20 protein-coding genes and 1 pseudogene are annotated in these 18,844 nt (G+C 61.6%); 13 read left to right on the top strand and 8 right to left on the bottom strand.

What is annotated here, in order from left to right; translation table 11 throughout:
• The first annotated feature begins 33 nt into the window (after positions 1-33).
• Positions 34-984, top strand: coding sequence for a prolyl aminopeptidase (pip, locus tag BWR18_RS07205; RefSeq protein ID WP_076627348.1), 951 nt, complete (start codon positions 34-36; stop codon positions 982-984).
• Positions 985-1,348: 364 nt separating this feature from the next.
• On the opposite strand, the pseudogene BWR18_RS22060 reads toward pip, so the two are convergent.
• The 6 genes and pseudogenes from BWR18_RS22060 to BWR18_RS07180 form a co-directional block, all read right to left on the bottom strand.
• Positions 1,349-1,606, bottom strand: a pseudogene (locus tag BWR18_RS22060) (histidine phosphatase family protein); the annotation flags it as partial.
• Complete coding sequence (locus BWR18_RS22055; protein WP_254684949.1) at positions 1,570-1,947, bottom strand: histidine phosphatase family protein; 378 nt, start codon at positions 1,945-1,947, stop codon at positions 1,570-1,572. The pseudogene BWR18_RS22060 and the gene BWR18_RS22055, both read right to left, overlap by 37 nt.
• 3 nt (positions 1,948-1,950) lie before the next feature.
• Complete coding sequence (locus BWR18_RS07195) at positions 1,951-2,679, bottom strand: LuxR family transcriptional regulator (protein WP_076630178.1); 729 nt, start codon at positions 2,677-2,679, stop codon at positions 1,951-1,953.
• Positions 2,680-2,696: 17 nt separating this feature from the next.
• A complete protein-coding gene (gene aroQ, locus BWR18_RS07190; protein ID WP_076627347.1) occupies positions 2,697-3,140 on the bottom strand; it encodes a type II 3-dehydroquinate dehydratase in 444 nt (147 codons plus the stop codon).
• Between the two features lie 41 nt (positions 3,141-3,181).
• The gene (locus BWR18_RS07185) at positions 3,182-3,673 is read right to left on the bottom strand and encodes a MaoC family dehydratase (protein ID WP_076627346.1); all 492 of its coding nucleotides are present in this window, start codon (positions 3,671-3,673) and stop codon (positions 3,182-3,184) included.
• A complete protein-coding gene (locus tag BWR18_RS07180) occupies positions 3,670-4,671 on the bottom strand; it encodes an NADP-dependent oxidoreductase (protein ID WP_076627345.1) in 1,002 nt (333 codons plus the stop codon). Before BWR18_RS07180 ends, BWR18_RS07185 begins: the two co-directional genes overlap by 4 nt.
• Before the next feature lie 26 nt (positions 4,672-4,697).
• On the opposite strand from BWR18_RS07180, the gene BWR18_RS07175 reads away from it, so the two are divergent.
• Positions 4,698-5,360 carry a histidine phosphatase family protein gene (locus BWR18_RS07175; RefSeq protein WP_076627344.1) on the top strand — a complete coding sequence of 221 codons (663 nt, stop codon included), beginning with the start codon at positions 4,698-4,700 and terminating at the stop codon, positions 5,358-5,360.
• Here BWR18_RS07175 and BWR18_RS07170 read toward each other — a convergent pair.
• On the bottom strand, positions 5,357-6,352 hold the full coding sequence (locus tag BWR18_RS07170; protein ID WP_076627343.1) for an NADPH:quinone oxidoreductase family protein: 996 nt from the start codon (positions 6,350-6,352) through the stop codon (positions 5,357-5,359). The two genes, BWR18_RS07175 and BWR18_RS07170, sit on opposite strands and share 4 nt — an antisense overlap.
• Before the next feature lie 138 nt (positions 6,353-6,490).
• Between BWR18_RS07170 and BWR18_RS07165 the strand changes: the two genes are divergently transcribed.
• The 10 genes from BWR18_RS07165 to BWR18_RS07120 all read left to right on the top strand — a co-directional run bounded on the left by BWR18_RS07165 (position 6,491) and on the right by BWR18_RS07120 (position 16,852).
• Complete coding sequence (locus tag BWR18_RS07165; protein WP_076627342.1) at positions 6,491-7,315, top strand: SDR family NAD(P)-dependent oxidoreductase; 825 nt, start codon at positions 6,491-6,493, stop codon at positions 7,313-7,315.
• Positions 7,312-8,196, top strand: coding sequence for an SDR family NAD(P)-dependent oxidoreductase (locus tag BWR18_RS07160; RefSeq protein WP_076627341.1), 885 nt, complete (start codon positions 7,312-7,314; stop codon positions 8,194-8,196). The genes BWR18_RS07165 and BWR18_RS07160 overlap by 4 nt, the downstream gene beginning before the upstream one ends.
• 90 nt (positions 8,197-8,286) lie before the next feature.
• Entirely contained in the window at positions 8,287-9,483 is a 1,197-nt protein-coding gene (locus BWR18_RS07155; protein WP_076627340.1) for an acetyl-CoA C-acyltransferase, read from the top strand.
• An 82-nt stretch (positions 9,484-9,565) separates the two neighbouring features.
• A complete protein-coding gene (locus BWR18_RS07150; protein WP_076627339.1) occupies positions 9,566-10,555 on the top strand; it encodes an NAD(P)H-dependent flavin oxidoreductase in 990 nt (329 codons plus the stop codon).
• 2 nt (positions 10,556-10,557) lie between these two features.
• The gene (locus tag BWR18_RS07145) at positions 10,558-11,586 is read left to right on the top strand and encodes a phosphotransferase family protein (RefSeq protein ID WP_076627338.1); all 1,029 of its coding nucleotides are present in this window, start codon (positions 10,558-10,560) and stop codon (positions 11,584-11,586) included.
• A 182-nt stretch (positions 11,587-11,768) separates the two neighbouring features.
• Positions 11,769-13,010, top strand: coding sequence for a branched-chain amino acid ABC transporter substrate-binding protein (locus BWR18_RS07140; RefSeq protein ID WP_076627337.1), 1,242 nt, complete (start codon positions 11,769-11,771; stop codon positions 13,008-13,010).
• Positions 13,011-13,147: 137 nt separating this feature from the next.
• The gene (locus BWR18_RS07135; protein ID WP_076627336.1) at positions 13,148-14,104 is read left to right on the top strand and encodes a branched-chain amino acid ABC transporter permease; all 957 of its coding nucleotides are present in this window, start codon (positions 13,148-13,150) and stop codon (positions 14,102-14,104) included.
• On the top strand, positions 14,101-15,399 hold the full coding sequence (locus tag BWR18_RS07130) for a branched-chain amino acid ABC transporter permease (protein WP_076627335.1): 1,299 nt from the start codon (positions 14,101-14,103) through the stop codon (positions 15,397-15,399). The genes BWR18_RS07135 and BWR18_RS07130 overlap by 4 nt, the downstream gene beginning before the upstream one ends.
• Positions 15,396-16,151 carry an ABC transporter ATP-binding protein gene (locus tag BWR18_RS07125; RefSeq protein ID WP_076627334.1) on the top strand — a complete coding sequence of 252 codons (756 nt, stop codon included), beginning with the start codon at positions 15,396-15,398 and terminating at the stop codon, positions 16,149-16,151. The genes BWR18_RS07130 and BWR18_RS07125 overlap by 4 nt, the downstream gene beginning before the upstream one ends.
• Positions 16,148-16,852, top strand: a complete 705-nt coding sequence (locus BWR18_RS07120) for an ABC transporter ATP-binding protein (RefSeq protein ID WP_216637319.1) — start codon at positions 16,148-16,150, stop codon at positions 16,850-16,852. Before BWR18_RS07125 ends, BWR18_RS07120 begins: the two co-directional genes overlap by 4 nt.
• A gap of 91 nt (positions 16,853-16,943) precedes the next feature.
• On the opposite strand, the gene BWR18_RS07115 is transcribed toward BWR18_RS07120, so the two are convergent.
• The gene (locus BWR18_RS07115) at positions 16,944-17,555 is read right to left on the bottom strand and encodes a glutathione S-transferase family protein (protein WP_076627332.1); all 612 of its coding nucleotides are present in this window, start codon (positions 17,553-17,555) and stop codon (positions 16,944-16,946) included.
• A 77-nt stretch (positions 17,556-17,632) separates the two neighbouring features.
• Between BWR18_RS07115 and BWR18_RS07110 the strand changes: the two genes are divergently transcribed.
• A complete protein-coding gene (locus tag BWR18_RS07110) occupies positions 17,633-18,841 on the top strand; it encodes a serine hydrolase domain-containing protein (protein WP_076627331.1) in 1,209 nt (402 codons plus the stop codon).
• Positions 18,842-18,844 lie beyond the last annotated feature (3 nt).

The raw sequence follows: 18,844 nt of genomic DNA, 5'->3' as shown, positions 1-18,844 counted from the left end.
TTTTCCTTGCATTGAGTTGGAAACGGCGTGTCCATGCGGGCGCGCCGTTTTGCGTTGGAGGGTTGGATGCTTGATGTGGGGGATGGCCATCGTCTGTGGTTCGAACAGGCGGGGCAGGGGGTGGATGCGCTTGTCCTGCATGGCGGGCCCGGGTCCGGGTGCAGGCCGGGGCATTATGATCTGTTTGATCTGAGCCGCTACCGCGTGACCTTGCTGGACCAGCGCGGGTGCGGGCGGTCGACCCCGCGCGCGTCGGCGACGTTGGACGCACTGGAGGCCAACACGACGGCGCATCTGATTGCGGATATCGAAGCGCTGCGCGCGCGCCTTGGTGTCGAGGCCTGGGTGCTGTGTGGCGGGTCGTGGGGGACGACGCTGGCGATGGCCTATGCGCAGGCCCATCCTGATCGCGTGCGTGCGATGGTGCTGGCGGGTGTTGCGACGACGGCGGCGCGTGATCTGCAGTGGCTCTATGGCGATGTGGGCGCGATGTTTCCCGAAGCCTATGCGGCGTTCTGTGCGCATGTGCCCGAGGTTTCGGATGACGCCGCCGCGACGCCCCAGCGCATTGCGGCCTATGCCGACCGGTTGCGTGATACGGGACGGGCACAGGCCGCGGCGGATGCGTGGTGTCAGTGGGAGACGGCGATCTTTGGCGGAGATATCCGGGACCCCGCGTCGCGCTATGCCGATCCGGGATTTCGCCTGGGATTCGCGCGAATCGTGACGCATTATTTTGCGCATCAGGCATGGCTGGGCGACGATGAATTGCTGAAGAATGTCGCGGCCATTGCCCACATTCCGTGCACGATGATCCACAGCCGGTTTGATCCGTCTTGCCCGTTGCGGGGCGCCTGGGCGTTGGCGCAGGCCTGGCCGGCGGCCACGTTGCGAATCCTTGGCGGGACGGCGCATTCCGCTTTGGATGCGGATATGTCAGCGGCGATCCGGACAGCGACGGATGCGGTGTTGCCTGAGAGATGAGGGTGGGCGGGACCGCGTTTGGGGTCGCAATCCCGCCCTTTTGTCGGCGTCCTTGGCCACGGGGATGAGACACGTGGACGCTACAAATCCGGCCCACCTGCGGATCAATACACAGGTGAACCGGCTCCGGATAAACCGGCCGAGACGCAGAGCCCCCGAAATGGCGAAGGATCCGTCTCGCTGTTCCCTGGCTAAAGCCACCACTCACGGAACATGGACACAATGCCAAATTTACTTGGGATTAGCAAAGTGGGGGATTCCTTACCTAACGGTCAAAAATTGCGATTGACGTAACGTTCGCCGTATTTTTGTTTCAAAGAAGGGTCATTGAGCGATACGGAGCCGGAGCGGAAGCTATTATTTTTTATAGCAAAAAATGGGTTTCCAAAGACTGCCATTCACTATTGATTTCAAGTGTTTCACGGTCGAAAATGAGAAGATTTCCGCCACCTCCGGGACCCTGATCATAGGTCCGTGTGATGGGATATCCTTTGATTGCACAAAAAAGCAGCGTTCCGACCGCACCGTGTCCGACAATCAGCACATCTCCGGCGGGAACTTCCCGCAGAGCGTGCTTAACGCTGCTTAGAATCCTTGTTTGCGCGTCAACTGCGCGTTCCCAGCCGCGGACAGATTCCGCGGGTTTGCCGAAGAAAACATCTGCGGTCTTCTCGAACTCTTCAGGGGGAGATAACCGGTTGAAGAGCGATCATTTTCGTAGCTGTCGGGCGCGATCTGGACGGTCAGATCGAGCGCGGATGCAATTGGCTCTGCCGCGTCACGCGCCTTGCGTTCGGGGCTGGAATAGACCGCGACGGTGTCGCTGAGACGGTCTAGCGCAACGGCGGCGAGCGACGCGATTCGTGCGCGACCCACGTCGTTCAGGGACCATTCGGTGATGTCGACAGCAGGATCAATCTGAACCTGGGGGTGGCTCAGATACCGCAGAACGGATTTTGGCATGGGCTAGGCCTCGAGGATGAACATCTGGTTGGCGAAGGCCGCCTTGAGCACGGCCTGCGCCGTTGTTTCCACTGCCAGAGCCTCGCGCGCAAGGCGCAAATGCTTCTCTACCGTTGCCGAAGTCAGACCCATCAGAACTGCAATATCCTGCATGGTCTTGCCATCACCGACCCATTCCAGCGCCTCGCGTTGCCGTTTGGTCAGGGACCGGTTGGGCGCGCTGTAGGGCAGGGTGAGGATTTTCAGGTGGGCCACGTTGTTCATCAGGTGGATGTCGCGGCCATGTTCGGCCCACACGGCATCAATATCGTCCTGGCTCATTCCTGCGCGCGCAGTGAGGGCGATGGCGCCCTTGGACCGGGCCGACACGGATTTGAAACTGATCGTGTAGCCTGCCGTCACGCCCTTTGAGTAGTTGAATTCCAACACGCGCTGTTCCGAGGGCGTGAGCGTTTTGGTCGATTGCATCTGGGCCAGAATGCCCCAGCTGCACGCCCCTTCGTTGTTGAGCGCCCAGTTGACCATGGGCGCGTGGACATAGTGCTGTTCACCCAGAAACGTGTCGGTGTATTCCTTGGCGTGGTTGGTCAGGATAATGAAATCTTCGGGATCGCCCAGCGATGTGCTGGACCGGTAGCGCGTGAAGCCATAGATCAGACGGTCAAAGCCGTACCCTTCCATCTTGCGCGTGTGGGCTTCCCACAGCTCTTCGATGGTTTGGCAGTTTGACATCCTGTGCAGATAGCTTTTCACGTGCGTCCCCCAAGATGCCCGATCAATGCGTCAAGAGCCAGACTATACCCGGCAACGCCAAAGCCGCAAATCATTCCGATGGCGACAGGCGCAATGTAGCTGCGGTGCCGAAATGCCTCGCGCGCGTGGATGTTGCTGAGGTGCAGTTCGACCACCGGCATTTCGGTACTGAGGATGGCGTCATGCAGCGCGATGGAGGTGTGCGTGTAGGCGCCTGCGTTCAGGACGATGCCGTTGTGCACGCCCTTGGCCGCGTGAATCGCATCGACAAGCGCGCCTTCGTGATTGGACTGGGCACAGGTCACGTCGAAACCGCCCGCCGCACCGTGGGAACGGCACATCTGTTCGACCTCCGGCAGGGTCGTCGCGCCGTAGATGTCGGGTTGCCGTATACCCAAGAGGTTCAGGTTGGGCCCATTGAGAACCAGAACAGAAGTCATGGAAAATACCTTGATGTTCCCGGGGTGTTAGCGAGTTTGTCCTACCTCTGTCCAGAGGTAGCTTGTGGCGATTGCGCAAACACGGCCAACCCAAGCCATTCTGCAACAAGGGCGGGGGACCCCGCCCCGTCAATCTCGATCGTCAGGTTGAATGTGCGCAGAAGCTCGGACCCGTTGCGCTTGGTGACATCGCGCAGGGTGAAGCGCCCGCGCAACCGCTGTTCGGGTCGAACAGGTGTCAGAAACCGCAGCCGGTTGAAGCCGTAATTGATGCCCATGCTTTGCCCCGGCAGCAGCGGAAAGCAATCGTAGGCGAAGCGTGAGGCGAGGCTGAGGGTGAGAAATCCGTGCGCGATGGTGCCGCCCAGGTCGGTCTGCGCGGCCCGTGCGGGATCTGTGTGGATCCACTGGTCGTCATGCGTCACGTCTGCAAATCTGTCGATCATGGGCTGATCGACGGTGATCCAGTTCGACACACCGACCTCGGTCCCGATTTGCGCTTGCAAGGTTTCGAGGGCCTGGTCGATGCTCATGGATCGGCACCGACGCGCACCATGCGCTTGCCGGTGTTGTCGCCGTTCAAGAGCCCGATAAGCGCCTGCGGTGCGTTTTCCAGGCCGTCGACGATGTCTTCGGTCACCTTGATCTTGCCCTGTGCGACCCACGCCTGAAGCGCGCGCGTCGCCTTGGCGTCGTCGCGGGCGAAGTCCATGACGATGAACCCTTCCATACGCAGGCGTTTGACGACCACCACGCCGGGCAGGTTGCGTGGCCCCGTGGGATTGGTCGTGTCGTATTGGCTGATCGCGCCACAGCAGACGACCCGACCCCGTTCATTCATCAGGCCAAGCGTGGTTTCCAAGATGTCGCCGCCCACGTTGTCGAAATAGACGTCGATCCCATCGGGGCAGGCGGCCCGCAGGGCCTTGAACACGCCGCCCGCGCGGTAATCGACGCAGGCGTCAAAGCCGAGTGCATCGGTCACAAAGGCGCATTTGTCCGGCCCGCCCGCGATGCCCACGACGCGGCAGCCAAGCGCCTTGCCGATCTGCCCCACATAGCCGCCGACCGATCCTGCCGCAGCGCTGACCACGATGGTTTCGCCCGCAAGGGGCTGGCCGATCTGCATGAGCCCGTGGAATGCGGTTTTGCCTGCTATGCCGTAGACACTGAGCAGGTGGCTGAGCGGTTCCACCTTGGGCAGCTTCTGGACCTTGTGGGCGGGGCGCGTGACGTGATCGGCCCAGACGCTTTCGGCCGCAACGATGTCGCCGGGCGACAGGCGGGGCGATGTGCTCTTGACCACGTCGCAGATGGCGTAGGTGGGCATGGGATCGCCTGCCTTGACGGCGTCGCGGTAGGTGGCGCCCTGCATCCAGGAGCGGTTGGCGGCGTCGATGCTCATCAGGATGGTGCGCAACAGGACCTCACCGTCCTGCGGTGTCGGCATGGGCACATCCTGCAGTTCGAAATGCGCGGGTTCGAGTGTGCCCTGCGGCAGGCTGGCGACAACGATCTGGCGGTTGGTCATGGGAGGCTCCTGTTGTATGCGGAGGCATGACGACAGAATATCGCCAGCCGGTTTATGCGCCGCCCGCAGGGGCGGCTGATCTGTATCTGATCCGACATGGGGAAAGTGCGCCTGCGCGCCCCGGCGTGTCGTTTCCGATGAAGGATGGGCATGGCGATCCGCGCTTGCATCCGCAGGGGGAGCGGCAGGCTGTTGCGGTCGGTGAACGGTTGAAAGATCATTCTTTTGTAGCGCTTTACGTGACGAAGTTGACGCGCACTCATCAGACGGCGGCACCCTTGGCCGCGCATCTTGGTGCAACGCCAATTGAGAACCCTGACTTGCACGAGGTGCATCTGGGTGACTGGGATGGTGGTCTGTACCGGATCAAGGCGGCCGAAGGGGACCCGATCTATCGACGCGTGATAGAGATTCAGGATTGGTCGCCCATTCCCGGCGCTGAAACACGCGATGCGTTTTTTGGGCGTGTTCGGAAGGGGTTGTTCGACATCGCTCATGCACATGCCGGTGAGCGTGTTGCCGTTTTCGTGCATGGCGGTGTGGTTGGTGCGGCGCTGGCCATGGCCTCGGGCTCCGAACCCTTTGCGTTTCTGGGTGCCGCCAACGGGTCGATCAGCCGCCTGGTGATCCATGACGGGCGGATGAGTGTCCGGGGCTTCAACGACACGCAACATCTGGACCACCTTTAGGGGTTTGTCAGGACCACTTTGCCCAGCACCTTTCGGTCGGCGATCAGGGTGAGTGCCTTGGCCGCCTCCTGCATCGGGAAGCTGGCCGAGATGCGCGGTTTGACCTTGCCCTGTGCATACATTTCAAAGAGGTCCGACACATTCTGCATGTGACCTGCCGGGTCGCGGTAGATGGACGCGCCCCAGAAGACGCCCACGATCTGGCAGGATTTGAGCAGGGTCAGGTTGAGCGGGATCGCCGGGATGCCCGCCGGAAAGCCCACCACAAGGAACCGACCGCCCCAGGCCATGGAACGGATCACCGGTTCAGCATAATCGCCGCCTACTGCGTCATAGGCGACATGCACGCCGTCGGGGCCTGCGATCTTCTTGATTTCTGCCGAGAGCGCCTTTTGGGCGTCGCGATCCATCTCGCGCGCGTAAACGATCGTCTCGTCCGCGCCGAGGGTGCGGCAGAAGTCGGCCTTTTCCTGCGAGCTGACGGCGGCGATGACCCGCGCACCCGCGGCCTTGCCCAGCTCGATAGCGGCGGCCCCCACGCCACCGGCGGCGCCGAGGATGAGAAGCGTTTCACCCGATTTCAATTCTGCACGGTTTTTCAATGCGTAATGCGACGTTCCGTAGGTGAATATGAAACAGGCGGCATCCTCGAACGGCATGTCATCTGGTATCTTCACACATGCCGTCGCCTGCGCGCAGAGATGCGTGGTGAAGCCGCCGAATCCCGTCATGGCAAGCACGCGGTCACCTGCGGCCAGGGTCGTGACCCCGTCGCCGACCGCGTCGACCACGCCAGCAACCTCGCCACCCGGGGCAAAGGGGCGGGGCGGTTTGACCTGATAGAGATCACGGATGATCAGCGTGTCGGGAAAGTTGACCCCTGCGGCTTTGACAGCGATTCGCACTTCGCCCTTCTTGGGGGCGGGGCTTGGCCCTTCGGTCCATTCCAGGGTTTCAGGCCCGCCGGGGGCGGTGCTGAGCATGGCGTGCATATCGGGTCCTCCCACCCATGACGTAACGGCAGGGGTGCAATGCGCCTGCCTTTGCCACATCCTGCAGTTGAGGAGATGCTGCTGTAAAGCGGCAAGCCCGGGCGACGTAACGGTAGCCCGCGCAAGGGAGGATAAACGATGGACCCCAAGACCCTGTTTTCATTGGAGGGTAAGGTTGCCCTCGTGACCGGCGGTGCGACCGGCATCGGGCGGATGGCTGCCACCGGCCTGATGATGGCGGGCGCGCGCGTGCTGATCGCGAGCCGCAAGGGCGACGCCTGCGAAGCGGTGGCGGCGGAGCTGAACGCCACGGGCGGCCCCGGTTCGGTCGAAGGATTTGCCGCAGACATCGGCAGCGAAGAGGGGATCGACGCCCTTGTGGCCGAGGTGACGGGCCGGGCTGAGCACCTGCATATCCTGATGAACAATTCCGGCGTCACCTGGGGCGCGCCCATGGGGCAATTCCCGCACGCGGCCTGGGACAAGGTGATGAACGTGAACGTCGCGGCGATGTTTCATCTGACGCAGTCGCTGCTGCCCGTTCTGATCAAGACCGGCACGGCGGATGACCCCGCCCGCGTGGTCAATGTGGGCTCGGTCATGGGAGAGGTGCCGCTGGGCGATGGCGCCTATTCCTATGCCGCGTCCAAGGCCGCTGTACTGCACATGACCAAGATCATGGCCAAGGAGCTGGCGCCGCACCATGTCACTGTGAACGCGCTGGCACCGGGGCCGTTCGTGTCGAAGATGACCGCCTTTGCCACTGCAGACGAAGACATGCGCGAGAAGGTCGGTGCCGATGTCCCGCTGGGCCGTGTGGGTCGGGACGAGGATATCGCGGGCTGCATGCAGTTTCTGTGCGGGCGCGGTGGTGCCTATCTGACGGGCGCCGTGTTGCCGGTGTCGGGCGGCGTGCAGGTGATGACCGGGCCCAACCTGTTTCGCGCGGCCCTGGGCGGATGATCCGATTTGACGATCAGGTGGCCATCGTAACCGGTGCGGGTGCCGGACTGGGGCGGTCACATGCCCTCGGGCTGGCTGCACGCGGCGCCAAAGTTGTCGTCAATGATATACATGCCGCAGATGATGTCGTGGCCGAGATCGAAGCCGCGGGCGGCGAGGCGCTGGCGCTGGCTGCGGATGTGTCCGATGGGCAGGCCGTGACCGAAATGGTGCAGCAGGTCATGGACCGCTGGGGCCGGATCGACATCCTGATCAACAACGCTGGCATCCTGCGCGACAAGACACTCGCCAAGATGGACATGACCGACTTTGCCAGGGTGCTCGACGTGCACCTGATGGGCACTGCGCGCTGCTGTCATGCGGTTTGGCCGATCATGCGGGCGCAAGGCTATGGCCGGATCGTGCTGACCTCCTCTGGATCGGGGCTTTACGGCAATTTCGGCCAGTCGAACTATGCGGCGGCCAAGGCGGGTATGGTCGGCCTGATGAACACGCTGCACCTTGAAGGGGCGCGAGATGATATCCGTGTGAACACGCTGGCCCCGACAGCCGCCACCGCGATGACCGAAGGGCTGCTGCCCGAGGCCGCACTGGCGCTGTTGCAGCCGAAGACGATCACCCCCGGCGTTCTCTACCTGGTGAGTAGGGACGCGCCCAGCCGCACCATCCTGTCGGCGGGCGGTGGCACCTTTGCCGTCACGCAGATCACCGAAACCCAAGGTGCGCTGATTGAGGGTGAGATCACCCCCGAAGCGGTGGCCGGAGCATGGGCACAGATCACCGATCCGACCGGCGCGGAACCGCTCGAAAACGCCTTTGCCCAGACCCGGAAATATGCGCTGCGCGCGGCAAAAGCACAGGGGGTGAACCTTGACTGGTGAACGCCCATGCCCCTTCATCTTGCCAGACAAACTCCGGTGTCCGGGGCAGCGCCCCGGCCCGACGGCTCCAAACCAAGAGGACATTTGATCATGCGCGATGCCGTTATCGTCTCTACCGCCCGCACGCCAATCGGCAAAGCATACCGCGGTGCCTTCAACGCGACGCCACCGCAGACGCTTGCGGCCCATGCCATCGAACACGCGGTCAAGCGGGCCGGGCTTGAGGGTGCAGAGGTGCAGGACGTGATCATGGGGGCGGCCCTGCAACAGGGTCATCAGGCGGGCAACGTCGCGCGGCAGGCCGCAATCCGCGCCGGGTTGCCGGTGACCGTTGCCGGCATGAGCGTGGATCGCCAATGTGCGTCGGGCATGATGGCGATTGCGGCCGCGTCAAAGCAGGTGGTGCAGGACGGTATGGACGTTGTCGTGGGCGGCGGTGTCGAATCCGTGTCGATGGTGCAAACGCAGGAGATGCGCACCCATGCCGATCCATGGCTGAAGGCGAATAAGCCCGAGATCTACATGACCATGCTGGAGACCGCCGAGACGGTTGCCGCCCGCTATGGCGTGAGCCGCGAGGCGCAGGACCGATACGCCGTGCAATCGCAGGCTCGCACGGCTGCGGCGCAGGAGGCAGGCAAGTTCGATGATGAGATCGTGCCCCTGACCACGGTGATGAAGTTTCAGGATCGGGAGACCAAGGCGATCTCTGAGCATGAGGTGACTCTGGACAAGGACGAGGGCAACCGCCCCGGCACCACCTACGACAACATTGCGGGGCTGAAGCCGGTATTCGCGAATGGCATTCATGTGGAACAGGGGGAATACATCACAGCTGGCAATGCCTCGCAGCTGTCCGATGGGGCGTCCGCTGCGGTGGTCATGGAGGCGTCGCTGGCGGAGAAGAAGGGCCTGTCGCCGCTGGGTCGCTGTGTTGGTGTGATGGCCGCCGGGTGCGAGCCGGACGAGATGGGGATCGGCCCCGTTTTTGCGGTGCCGAGGTTGCTCGAAGCGCATGGGCTGCAAATGGACGACATCGGCCTGTGGGAGTTGAACGAGGCTTTTGCCGTTCAGGTTCTTTACTGCCGTGACACGCTGGGCATTCCGGACGACCTGCTGAACGTGAACGGCGGCGCGATTTCCATCGGCCACCCCTATGGCATGTCGGGTGCTCGCATGGTCGGCCACGCGCTGATCGAAGGGAAACGCCGGGGCGCCAAACATGTCGTCTGCACCATGTGTGTGGGCGGCGGGATGGGGGCGGCGGGCCTCTTCGAGGTGCTCTGAGCGTGGCGCGGGTTGAGCCTGCGGGCGCCTCCGGCAGGGAAGTTTTGAAAGAGGGAAGGATGGACCTGTGGCGCGAGATGTGATGGCTGAGACACGGTTGCCAGCGGCCTTGCAGGGGCTGCGCATTCCGATGATTGCAGCACCTTTGTTCATCATTTCGGTGCCGGACCTGGTGATTGCCCAGTGCAAGGCGGGCATTGTTGGGTCCTTTCCGGCGCTGAATGCGCGCGAGGCAGAGGGCGAGCCGCCGCTTCTGGATGCGTGGCTGACACAGATTTCCGAAGAACTGGATCGTCACAACCAGGCGCATCCCGACCGCCCGGCGGCCCCCTTCGCCGTGAACCAGATCGTGCACAGGTCCAATGCACGGCTCGATCGGGATCTGGAGATCTGCGTCCGTCACAAGGTGCCGATCTGGATCACGTCGCTGGGCGCGCGGGTCGAGGTGAACGAGGCGGCGCATTCCTGCGGCGGGGTTGTCCTGCACGACATCATCAACAACACCTTCGCGCGCAAGGCTATGTCCAAGGGTGCCGATGGTCTGGTCGCCGTGGCCGCAGGGGCGGGAGGCCACGCAGGCCAACAATCCCCCTTTGCCCTGATCCGCGAGATTCGGGAATGGTTCGACGGCCCGCTGGCGCTGTCCGGTGCCATTGCCACGGGTGAGGCGTTGCTTGCCGCCCGCGCGATGGGTGCCGATTTCGGCTATGTCGGCTCGCCCTTTATCGCGACGGACGAGGCAAACGCGGTGCAAGGCTACAAGGAGATGATCGTGGACAGCGGGGCGGAGGACATCGTCTATTCATCGCTCTTTACGGGTGTCTGGGGCAATTACCTGCGCGGACCGGTTGAGGCGGCGGGCATGGATCCCGACAACCTGCCGGTAGCGGACGCCTCGTCAATGAATTTCTCCTCCGGGTCGTCCAAGCCCAAGGCGTGGAAGAGCATCTGGGGCGCCGGGCAGGGGATTGGCGCGGTCAAATCCGTCGGGTCGGCGGGTGCCATCGTGGACCGCATGGCCGAGGAATACGCTGCCGCGGGCGCCAGACTGGCGCAGGATTTCCAAGGGTAGACATGGACACACAAACGCTCGATACCGACGCCGTCGCACAATACCTGCAGGGCAGATTGCCCGGATTTGACGGGCCAGTCTCTGCCACGAAATTCACTGGCGGTCAGTCCAACCCGACCTTCCTTTTGGAAACCGGTGCAGGCAATTATGTACTGCGCCGCAAGCCGCCGGGGCAGTTGCTTAAATCCGCCCACGCCGTCGACCGCGAGTTTCGGGTGCAAAAGGCACTTGCCGGATCGGATGTGCCCGTCGCCAGAATGCATGTTCTGTGCGAGGATCCGTCGGTCATCGGGTCGGATTTTTATGTCATGGATCATGTGCAGGGCCGGAACTTCAACGAACCGACGATGGAGGGGCTGTCGAACGCGGATCGGACCGCCGTCATTGCAGACATGAACCGTGTTTTGGCGGCCCTGCATGATGTGGATGTGGATGCGGTGGGCCTTGGCGATTACGGACCACCCGGCCACTATCTGGAACGGCAAGTGGCGCGATGGACCAAGCAATACCGCGCCTCGGAAACGCAGGACATCCCGGCGATGAACCGGCTTATCGAACGGCTGGCCGCCGACATGCCGGAGGATGATGGGCAACGTACGCTGGTGCATGGCGACTACCGGATCGACAATATGATTTTCGAGGCAGATGGCACCAATTGCCTTGCCGTACTCGATTGGGAACTCAGCACGATAGGGCATCCTTATGCCGATCTGGCCTCGGTCATCATGCAGTGGCAATTGCCGGCAGGTACCGAAGGGCGTGGATTGATGGGGGTGGATCGCGCGGCCCTTGGTCTGCCATCGGACGCGGACTTTGTAGCGGAATATTGCCGACGACGCGGATTACAGCGCGTGGACCGGTTCGGTTTTTTCGTGGCGTTCTGCTTTTTCCGCATGGGCGCGATCATTCAGGGTGTGCTGAAACGGGCCATGGACGGCAACGCGTCAAATCCAAAGCGTGCGATGCAGCTTGGGGTCTTTGTTCCGGTCTTTGCCGAGAACGGGCTAAACGCACTAAAAAGTGATAGTTAGCATCGTCTTATGGACGTTAATTCATGTGACACATGAAATATAGCTGTCTCGGTCTTTGCGGAGAGACAGATTCAACCTAGACGCTTGACTTATCCTGCACCTGTGCAACGCTGGACCTATCCCGCGTCGCAAACTGGCCCGATAGAGGCAGCGATGCGGATCGCGTTCTAGGGAGGAACATCATGCGCACCACAACAATGCTGGGGCTGACGACAGCCCTGACCCTGGCCGCCAGTGCCTTTGCCGCTGGGGCTGACACGGTCAAGATTGCTTTCATTGACCCCTTGAGTGGCCCGTTCGCGGGTACCGGCACCAACGGGCTGCACCAGTATGAATTCGCAGCCGAAGAGCTTGTGAACAAGCAGGGTGGGGTACTGGACGGCGACATGTTCGAGATCGTCGCGTTCGACAACAAGATCAGCCCGAAGGAATCGTTGATCCAACTGCAGGTCGCCATTGATCAGGGCATTCGCTACATCGCGCAGGGCAATTCGTCCGGCGTGGCCAATGCGCTGACTGAGGCCATCAACAAGCACAACCGCCGCAATCCGGACGACCGGGTGCTGTTCCTGAACTACTCCGCCGTCGATCCGGCGCTGACCAATGACAAGTGCAACTTCTGGCACTTCCGCTTCGACGCCAATGCCGACATCAAGATGGATGCGCTGACCGACAGCATCGTCACCAATGATGAGATCGAAAAGGTCTATATCATCGGGCAGGACTACAGCTTTGGTAAAGCCGTGGCGGCGGCTGCGGTGCGCTATCTTGGAGAAAAGGCACCCGAGATCGAGATTGTCGGGAACGAATTGCACCCCATCGGCAAGGTCAAGGATTTCACCCCCTACAGCCGCAAGATCGTTGCATCCGAAGCGGATGCAGTCATCACAGGCAACTGGGGTGCTGACATGGTGGGCTTAGGCAAATCGGTGCTGGAAAACGGATTTACCGGACCGATCTACACCTATTACGCCGCCGCCGACGGGATCACCGCGGCCTTCGGTGATGCTGGCGTCGGCAGCCTGCGTCTGGTGGCCGAAGGGCAATTGAACCCGCCGCCAAACGACCGGGCGTCAGAATACATCCAGGCGTTCAAGGCCAAGTATCCGGATGGCAACCTGAGCCAGGCGCGCATCACCAATGTGATCGAAATGCTGGCCAAGGCGATTAATGAGGCCGGCACGGCAGATGACGTGGTGCCGGTGGCCTATGCGCTTGCCGGGATGGAGCACGAAAGCCTCTGGGGCGGCAACCTCATGATGCGCGAGGAAGACCACCAGTTGATCCAGAACGTGCACATCATGGAGCACACCAGCGATGTTGTGCATGACCATGACAATTCCGGTTTCGGCGTGAAGGTGGTCAAGACAGTCGAGATGGCCGCCGCCGACAGTCCCACAAGCTGCAAGATGCGTCGCCCCTGACGTGGAACAAAGCACGGGGCCATTGCGCGTCCCCGTGCTTCTTCTCTTTGCAAATACGGTGGGGAGTTTGAGGGGTGAAACCCCTCATTCCCAAAACTTGAATCGCGTCGCGCAAGCGGCATTTGGATCACGCTGATATGGACCTCATCCTCGTCAATCTCATCGACGGACTTGTGACTGGCCTCTTGCTGTTCATGCTGTCGGCAGGGCTGACGCTCATCTTTTCCATGATGGGCGTGCTGAACTTTGCCCACGCCAGTTTTTACATGCTCGGTGCGTATTTCGCCTTCCAGATCAGCCTGTATCTGGGCTTCTGGATGGGCCTTCTGATCGCGCCCCTCGTTGTTGGCGTGCTCGGGGCCGGGGTCGAACGCTACGGCCTTAGGCGCGTGCACCAGTATGGCCACGTGCCCGAACTGATCTTCACCTTCGGCCTCGCGCTGCTGATCGAGGAGGTGGTGCAGTTCATCTGGGGCAAGAACCAGATGCCCTATGCCACGCCCGAGATCCTGCAATTCACCGCCTTCTCCATCGCGGGCAATTCGATCCCGGCCTACAAGATCTTCATGATCTTCATCTCGATCGCGATCTTCATCGGGCTGCTCTACGTGCTGACGCGCACGCGGGTGGGGATGATCATCCAGGCCGCCCTCACATATCCGAAAACGGTCGAAGCCCTGGGCCATAACGTGCCGTTGATCTTTATGGGCGTCTTTGGGGTGGGCACCGCCTTGGCCGGTGTCGCGGGGGTCATCGCAGGGCCTGTTCTGGGCACGTTCCCGGGCATGGCCTTCGTCCTCGGCTCCATCGTATTTGTCACGATCGTCATCGGGGGCTTGGGCAGCTTATGGGGTGCGCTGGTCGCGTCCCTCCTGATCGGCTGGATCACCACCTTTTCCAAAGCCTACAACCTGCGGATGGAGGATCTGCTGACCTCGCTGGGCTTTACCAAGCCGGAACCGATCTGGGACAGCGCGTGGCGTGACTTGTGGTCCATTACCAGCCCTCAGATTGCAGATATCCTGCCTTACATACTGATGGTCCTCATCCTGATCTTCCGGCCCTATGGCCTTTTTGGAAAGCGTGACGCATGACCGATCAGCTCACCACCGACACGACCAAACCTGCCCAGCGGATGCGCACAGGGTCCATGGCGCTGCCGCTGATCCCATGGGTGTTGGCAGCGGCCCTGCTGATGGTCCTGCCGTTCATCTTCACCGCCAATTCCGCCATCACCATCATGAACCAGATGGCGATCACCATCATCTTCGCGTTGGCGTACAACATGCTGCTGGGGCAGGGGGGCATGCTCAGCTTCGGCCACGCGGTCTATGCCGGGGTGGGCGGCTTCGCCTGTGTCCACATTATGAACATGGATGACTTCTTTGCGCAGATCCCACTTCCGCTCCTCCCGGTCTTCGGCGGGCTGATGGGCATGGGGCTCGCCACCATCGTGGGTGCCTTTTCCACGCGCAAGGCAGGCACGGTCTTCGCCATGATCTCGCTCGGCGTGGGCGAGTTGATCGCCGCCTGTTCCGTCATCATCGTCGCCTTCTTCGGCGGAGAGGAAGGCATTTCGGGCGACCGCACCTATGGCATGCCGTTCTTCGGCGTCGAGTTCCTGCAACAGATCGAGGTTTATTACCTGATCGCGGTCTGGCTCCTGATCTCGGCCGCACTCATGTATCTCTACTCGCGCACCCCGCTGGGCCGCATGGCAAATGCCGTGCGCGACAACCCCGAACGGGCCGAGTTCCTGGGCTATTCCGCACGCTGGGTCCGCTTCTTCTCTTTCGTTGCCTCCGGCTTTTTCGCAGGGGTCGCAGGCGCGCTTTTTGCAATCAACTATGAAATCCTGACCGAAGAGAACCTGAACACAACCCAGTCCGGGCTGATCCTGCTCGCGACCTTCTTGGGCGGCGTCGGCTTTTTCTTTGGCCCCATCCTCGGGGCCATCGTGTTCACCCTGGTGCAAACCGTGCTGAGCCTGCAGACCGAGTTGTGGGGCTTCTACCTCGGCATCGTCTTTGTGGTGACGGTCATGTTCTTCCCCGGCGGCCTCGCGGGGCTGATCATGATGCATGTGCCCGCGATGCGCTTGGGCAAGTTGAACCGTCTCGGCGTGCCCTATCTCAAGACGCTGGGATCTGGTGCGCTGGGATGCTTGGGCGCCGCGGCACTGATCGAAATGACGTTTCACGCGCGCCATGCCAGCACGGGTGATCACGAGATGACAATCTACTGGACGACCTTCGACAGCCATACGGTACTGCCTTGGATCCTTGCCACTGCCGTCACATTGATCGGTTTCGGCGTCGCGCGGGCCACCGCACCGGCCCTGGCCGAGGCTTGGGGTGAGGCCAATACACCGGACGGAGCCACCCGATGAGCGCTGCGCTGGAACTCGACGGGCTGAAGAAGTCCTTTGGCAAGACAGAGATCATCCGCGGCGTTGATCTGAGCATAGGCAAGGGCGAACGCCACGCGATCATCGGACCCAACGGGGCTGGCAAATCGACCCTCTTCAACCTGATCACGGGCCGCTTTCCCCAGACCGAAGGCGCCATCCGGCTGCATGGACAAGACCTGGCGGGCAAGGCCCCGTTCCAGATCAACCGCATGGGCCTTTCCCGCAGCTTTCAGATCACCAACATCTTCCCCAAGATGACCGTATTCGAAAACGTCCGCTGCTCGCTGCTGTGGTCGATGGGCTATCGCTACAATTTCTGGTCCATGGTGGGCCGCTCCCGCGCGCTGACCGAAGGCACAGACGACATCCTCGACCAGATCAACCTGACGGCCCGGCGCAATCTGCCCGCCGGTGTGCTCAGCTATGCCGAACAACGCGCGCTCGAGATCGGGATCACCATCGCAGGGGGTGCCGATGTCATCATGCTCGATGAACCAACCGCAGGGATGAGCCATTCCGAAACAGACTATATTGTCGATCTGATCCGCACGGTGACGGAGGGGAAAACGCTGGTCATGGTAGAGCACGACATGGGCGTCGTCTTTGGCCTCGCCGACCAGATCAGTGTGCTGGTCTATGGTGAAATCATTGCGACGGGCACACCGGAAGCGGTGCGCGCAAATCCCAAGGTTCAGGAAGCCTATCTTGGCGAAGCATTGGAGGATCACTGATGCTTGATGTCACCGACCTGCACGCCTATTACGGCAAATCGCACATTCTACAGGGTGTGAATATCCAGATCGCAGAGGGCGAGATTGTCGCCTTGCTTGGCCGCAATGGCGTCGGACGCTCCACCACCTGCAAGGCGGTGATGGGCGAAGTGGTACCGCACGGATCGGTAAAGTTCCGTGGGCAAGAAATCGCGGGCAAGAAGGCCTACGAGGTCGCAAATCTCGGCATCGGGTATGTACCGGAAAACCGCGATATCTTTCCCGGCCTCACCACCCGGCAGAACCTGATCCTGGGTCTGAAGCCCGGCCAAAAGGACGGGCAGGGGCGCTGGTCGATGCAGGACATGTTCGACATGTTCGAAAACCTTGCCCGCCGGGCCGATGTGGAGGCGTCGGTCCTGTCCGGGGGCGAGCAACAGATGCTGACCATGTGCCGCACGCTCATGGGCGACCCGGATCTGGTGATGATCGACGAACCGACCGAGGGGCTGTCCCCGCAGATGGTCCAGCGCGTGGCCCAACTGCTGCAAGAGATCGCGAAGCGGGGCATCGCGACACTGCTTGTTGAACAAAAACTCTCCATCGCCCTCGACATCGCGCACCGCGTCTATGTCATGGGCCACGGCCAGGTCGTTTTCGAGGGTACGCCAGACGAACTCAAGGCCCGTGATGATGTGCGCAAGGAGTGGCTTGAAGTCTGATCTTCTTCTCTTTGAAAATACGGCGGGGAGTTTGAGGGGCAGCGCCCCTCATCAGCAAAAATACATCGCGTCGCGGCACGCGTCCTTTGGATCACAGCGCTGCCGCGCTACGATACGCGGCCCTGTGCGCAAGCCGATCCATATAGGCGGCGAGGTTGGGCATACCCCCAAAGTCGATCCCGATCCCCTTTGCACTGATCGCAGCAGAGCCAGTCATGATGTCAGCCGCTGAAAAATCGCCAGCAAGGTAGTCCTGCCCGTCCAGCGCCGCATCCACCGGGACCAGCATCTGACCGATCAGCTTTTTGGCGCGCGCGGCGTGCACCTCTGACCGCCGTTCAGGCGGCAGAAAGAACGTCTCGACCATATAACTGTTCACCTGCGGCATGATCATACCTTCGGCATAGTGTAGCCATTGCAGGTAAGCGGGGTAGTCCGCGCTGTCTGGTGCAGGTCGAAAGCGGCCATCGCCGTGCCGCGTCAGCAGATATTCGAGGATCGCGCCGCTTTCGATGACTTGCACATCATCATCGACCAGCACGGGCACGCGGCCCATCGGGTGCACCTGCGTGCGAAACTCGGCGCTGCGCATCTCCGGATCGCCCAGATCGTAGGACACAAGGTCGTAGTCGAGCCCCATCTCGTCCAGCAGCCAAGCCACACGGACCGCGCGGCTCCGTGGCGCGAAGTAAAGTGTTAGCATCCGGTCCTCCCGTTGCGCCGATGCTACGCAGGGTCGTTTTGCCTTGGCAAGACCGCACAGCGCCGTATCGTGGTGACATGTCCCTGACCCTTGATCCCGCCCGACTGTCCCGCATTCAGACTTGGGCGGACAGGTATACAGCGGCCGGGAAGTTCGCAGGGCTTACGGTTCAGATCCGCCAACACGGCAGCGAGGTTCTGTTTGTGAGGTCCGGCGTGCGTGGCCTCGACAGCGGCGCGCCATTTGATCGAGAGACGCTGGCTCGCATCTATTCGATGACCAAACCAATCACATCGCTCATCCTCATGATGCTGGCAGAGGAGGGGCGTCTGCACCTGGATGCGCCCCTGTCACGGTTTTTGCCCGGCTTTGAGAACATGCGCGCGCTGCGGCCTGACGGCAGTGACATCGCGCACACCGATCCATGCCCGACACCCACCCTGCACCAAGTGCTGACGCATCGTTCCGGTCTGAGCTATCCGTTCAACCCGGGCGTGGTGCCAAAGGCGATGGAGGAGCTGGATCTGCTTTTCAAACCCACGGCAGGGACGTTGGCAGAGCAGTGCGATCTCTTGGCGACGCTGCCGCTTGCCTTTGCGCCGGGGCAGCGCTGGGAATACTCGGTCGGGATTGATGTCATCGGGCGCGTGATCGAAGTGGTCACAGGCGACACGCTGGACCAGGTGTTTCGGAAACGCGTTCTGGGCCCATTGGGCATGGTCGATACGGGCTTTGCCGTTCCAGACGGCGCGCTTGATCGGTTTGCCAGTCTTTACACTCCGCTGCCGGGCGATGCGATGGACCTGAACGCGCAGGCCGCGGATGACCCTGCGCTGCGCCTCTTTGATGATGCCGATGGCTCGCCCTTTCGACACACCACCTGTTTCAGCGGCGGTGGCGGGCTTGTCGGAAGCATCGACGACTACATGACCTTTGCCGAGTGCTTGCGACTGCGGGGGCAGGGGCTGATCTCGCCCTCGACCGCGGATTTCATGATGTCGAACCATCTGCCCGGCGATATCGCCAGCCTTGGCCCGGCAAGCTTTGCCGAGCAACCGATGGAAGGCATGGGATTTGGCATCGGCGGTGCCGTTGTGATTGACCCCGCGCGCAGTCGTGTGCCGTCGTCCGTCGGGGATTTCAGTTGGGGTGGCATGGCGTCGACCTTTTTCTGGGTGGACCGCGTGCACGACATCAGCACGGTGCTGTTTACGCAACTCAGCCCGTCCTCCAGCTATCCGGCGCGCGCGGAACTCAAGGCACTGGTGCATGGCGCGTTGATGTGACAG

Origin of the sequence: Tateyamaria omphalii, assembly GCF_001969365.1 — a bacterium.
GTDB lineage: Bacteria > Pseudomonadota > Alphaproteobacteria > Rhodobacterales > Rhodobacteraceae > Tateyamaria > Tateyamaria omphalii_A.
This window is presented reverse-complemented; position numbering and strand designations above follow the sequence as displayed.

Excerpts from the sequence above, each read along its gene's own strand:
- BWR18_RS07140 (WP_076627337.1), top strand. The coding sequence starts at position 11,769 with ATGCGCACCACAACAATGCTGGGGCTGACGACAGCCCTGACCCTGGCC.
- BWR18_RS07130 (WP_076627335.1), top strand. The coding sequence starts at position 14,101 with ATGACCGATCAGCTCACCACCGACACGACCAAACCTGCCCAGCGGATG.
- BWR18_RS07170 (WP_076627343.1), bottom strand. The coding sequence starts at position 6,352 with ATGCACGCCATGCTCAGCACCGCCCCCGGCGGGCCTGAAACCCTGGAA.
- BWR18_RS07185 (WP_076627346.1), bottom strand. The coding sequence starts at position 3,673 with ATGAGCATCGACCAGGCCCTCGAAACCTTGCAAGCGCAAATCGGGACC.
- aroQ (WP_076627347.1), bottom strand. The coding sequence starts at position 3,140 with ATGACTTCTGTTCTGGTTCTCAATGGGCCCAACCTGAACCTCTTGGGT.
- BWR18_RS07145 (WP_076627338.1), top strand. The coding sequence starts at position 10,558 with ATGGACACACAAACGCTCGATACCGACGCCGTCGCACAATACCTGCAG.
- BWR18_RS07135 (WP_076627336.1), top strand. The coding sequence starts at position 13,148 with ATGGACCTCATCCTCGTCAATCTCATCGACGGACTTGTGACTGGCCTC.
- BWR18_RS07160 (WP_076627341.1), top strand. The coding sequence starts at position 7,312 with ATGATCCGATTTGACGATCAGGTGGCCATCGTAACCGGTGCGGGTGCC.
- BWR18_RS07110 (WP_076627331.1), top strand. The coding sequence starts at position 17,633 with ATGTCCCTGACCCTTGATCCCGCCCGACTGTCCCGCATTCAGACTTGG.
- BWR18_RS07155 (WP_076627340.1), top strand. The coding sequence starts at position 8,287 with ATGCGCGATGCCGTTATCGTCTCTACCGCCCGCACGCCAATCGGCAAA.
- BWR18_RS07175 (WP_076627344.1), top strand. The coding sequence starts at position 4,698 with ATGACGACAGAATATCGCCAGCCGGTTTATGCGCCGCCCGCAGGGGCG.
- BWR18_RS07150 (WP_076627339.1), top strand. The coding sequence starts at position 9,566 with ATGGCTGAGACACGGTTGCCAGCGGCCTTGCAGGGGCTGCGCATTCCG.
- BWR18_RS07165 (WP_076627342.1), top strand. The coding sequence starts at position 6,491 with ATGGACCCCAAGACCCTGTTTTCATTGGAGGGTAAGGTTGCCCTCGTG.
- pip (WP_076627348.1), top strand. The coding sequence starts at position 34 with ATGCGGGCGCGCCGTTTTGCGTTGGAGGGTTGGATGCTTGATGTGGGG.
- BWR18_RS07115 (WP_076627332.1), bottom strand. The coding sequence starts at position 17,555 with ATGCTAACACTTTACTTCGCGCCACGGAGCCGCGCGGTCCGTGTGGCT.
- BWR18_RS22055 (WP_254684949.1), bottom strand. The coding sequence starts at position 1,947 with ATGCCAAAATCCGTTCTGCGGTATCTGAGCCACCCCCAGGTTCAGATT.
- BWR18_RS07125 (WP_076627334.1), top strand. The coding sequence starts at position 15,396 with ATGAGCGCTGCGCTGGAACTCGACGGGCTGAAGAAGTCCTTTGGCAAG.
- BWR18_RS07195 (WP_076630178.1), bottom strand. The coding sequence starts at position 2,679 with ATGTCAAACTGCCAAACCATCGAAGAGCTGTGGGAAGCCCACACGCGC.
- BWR18_RS07180 (WP_076627345.1), bottom strand. The coding sequence starts at position 4,671 with ATGACCAACCGCCAGATCGTTGTCGCCAGCCTGCCGCAGGGCACACTC.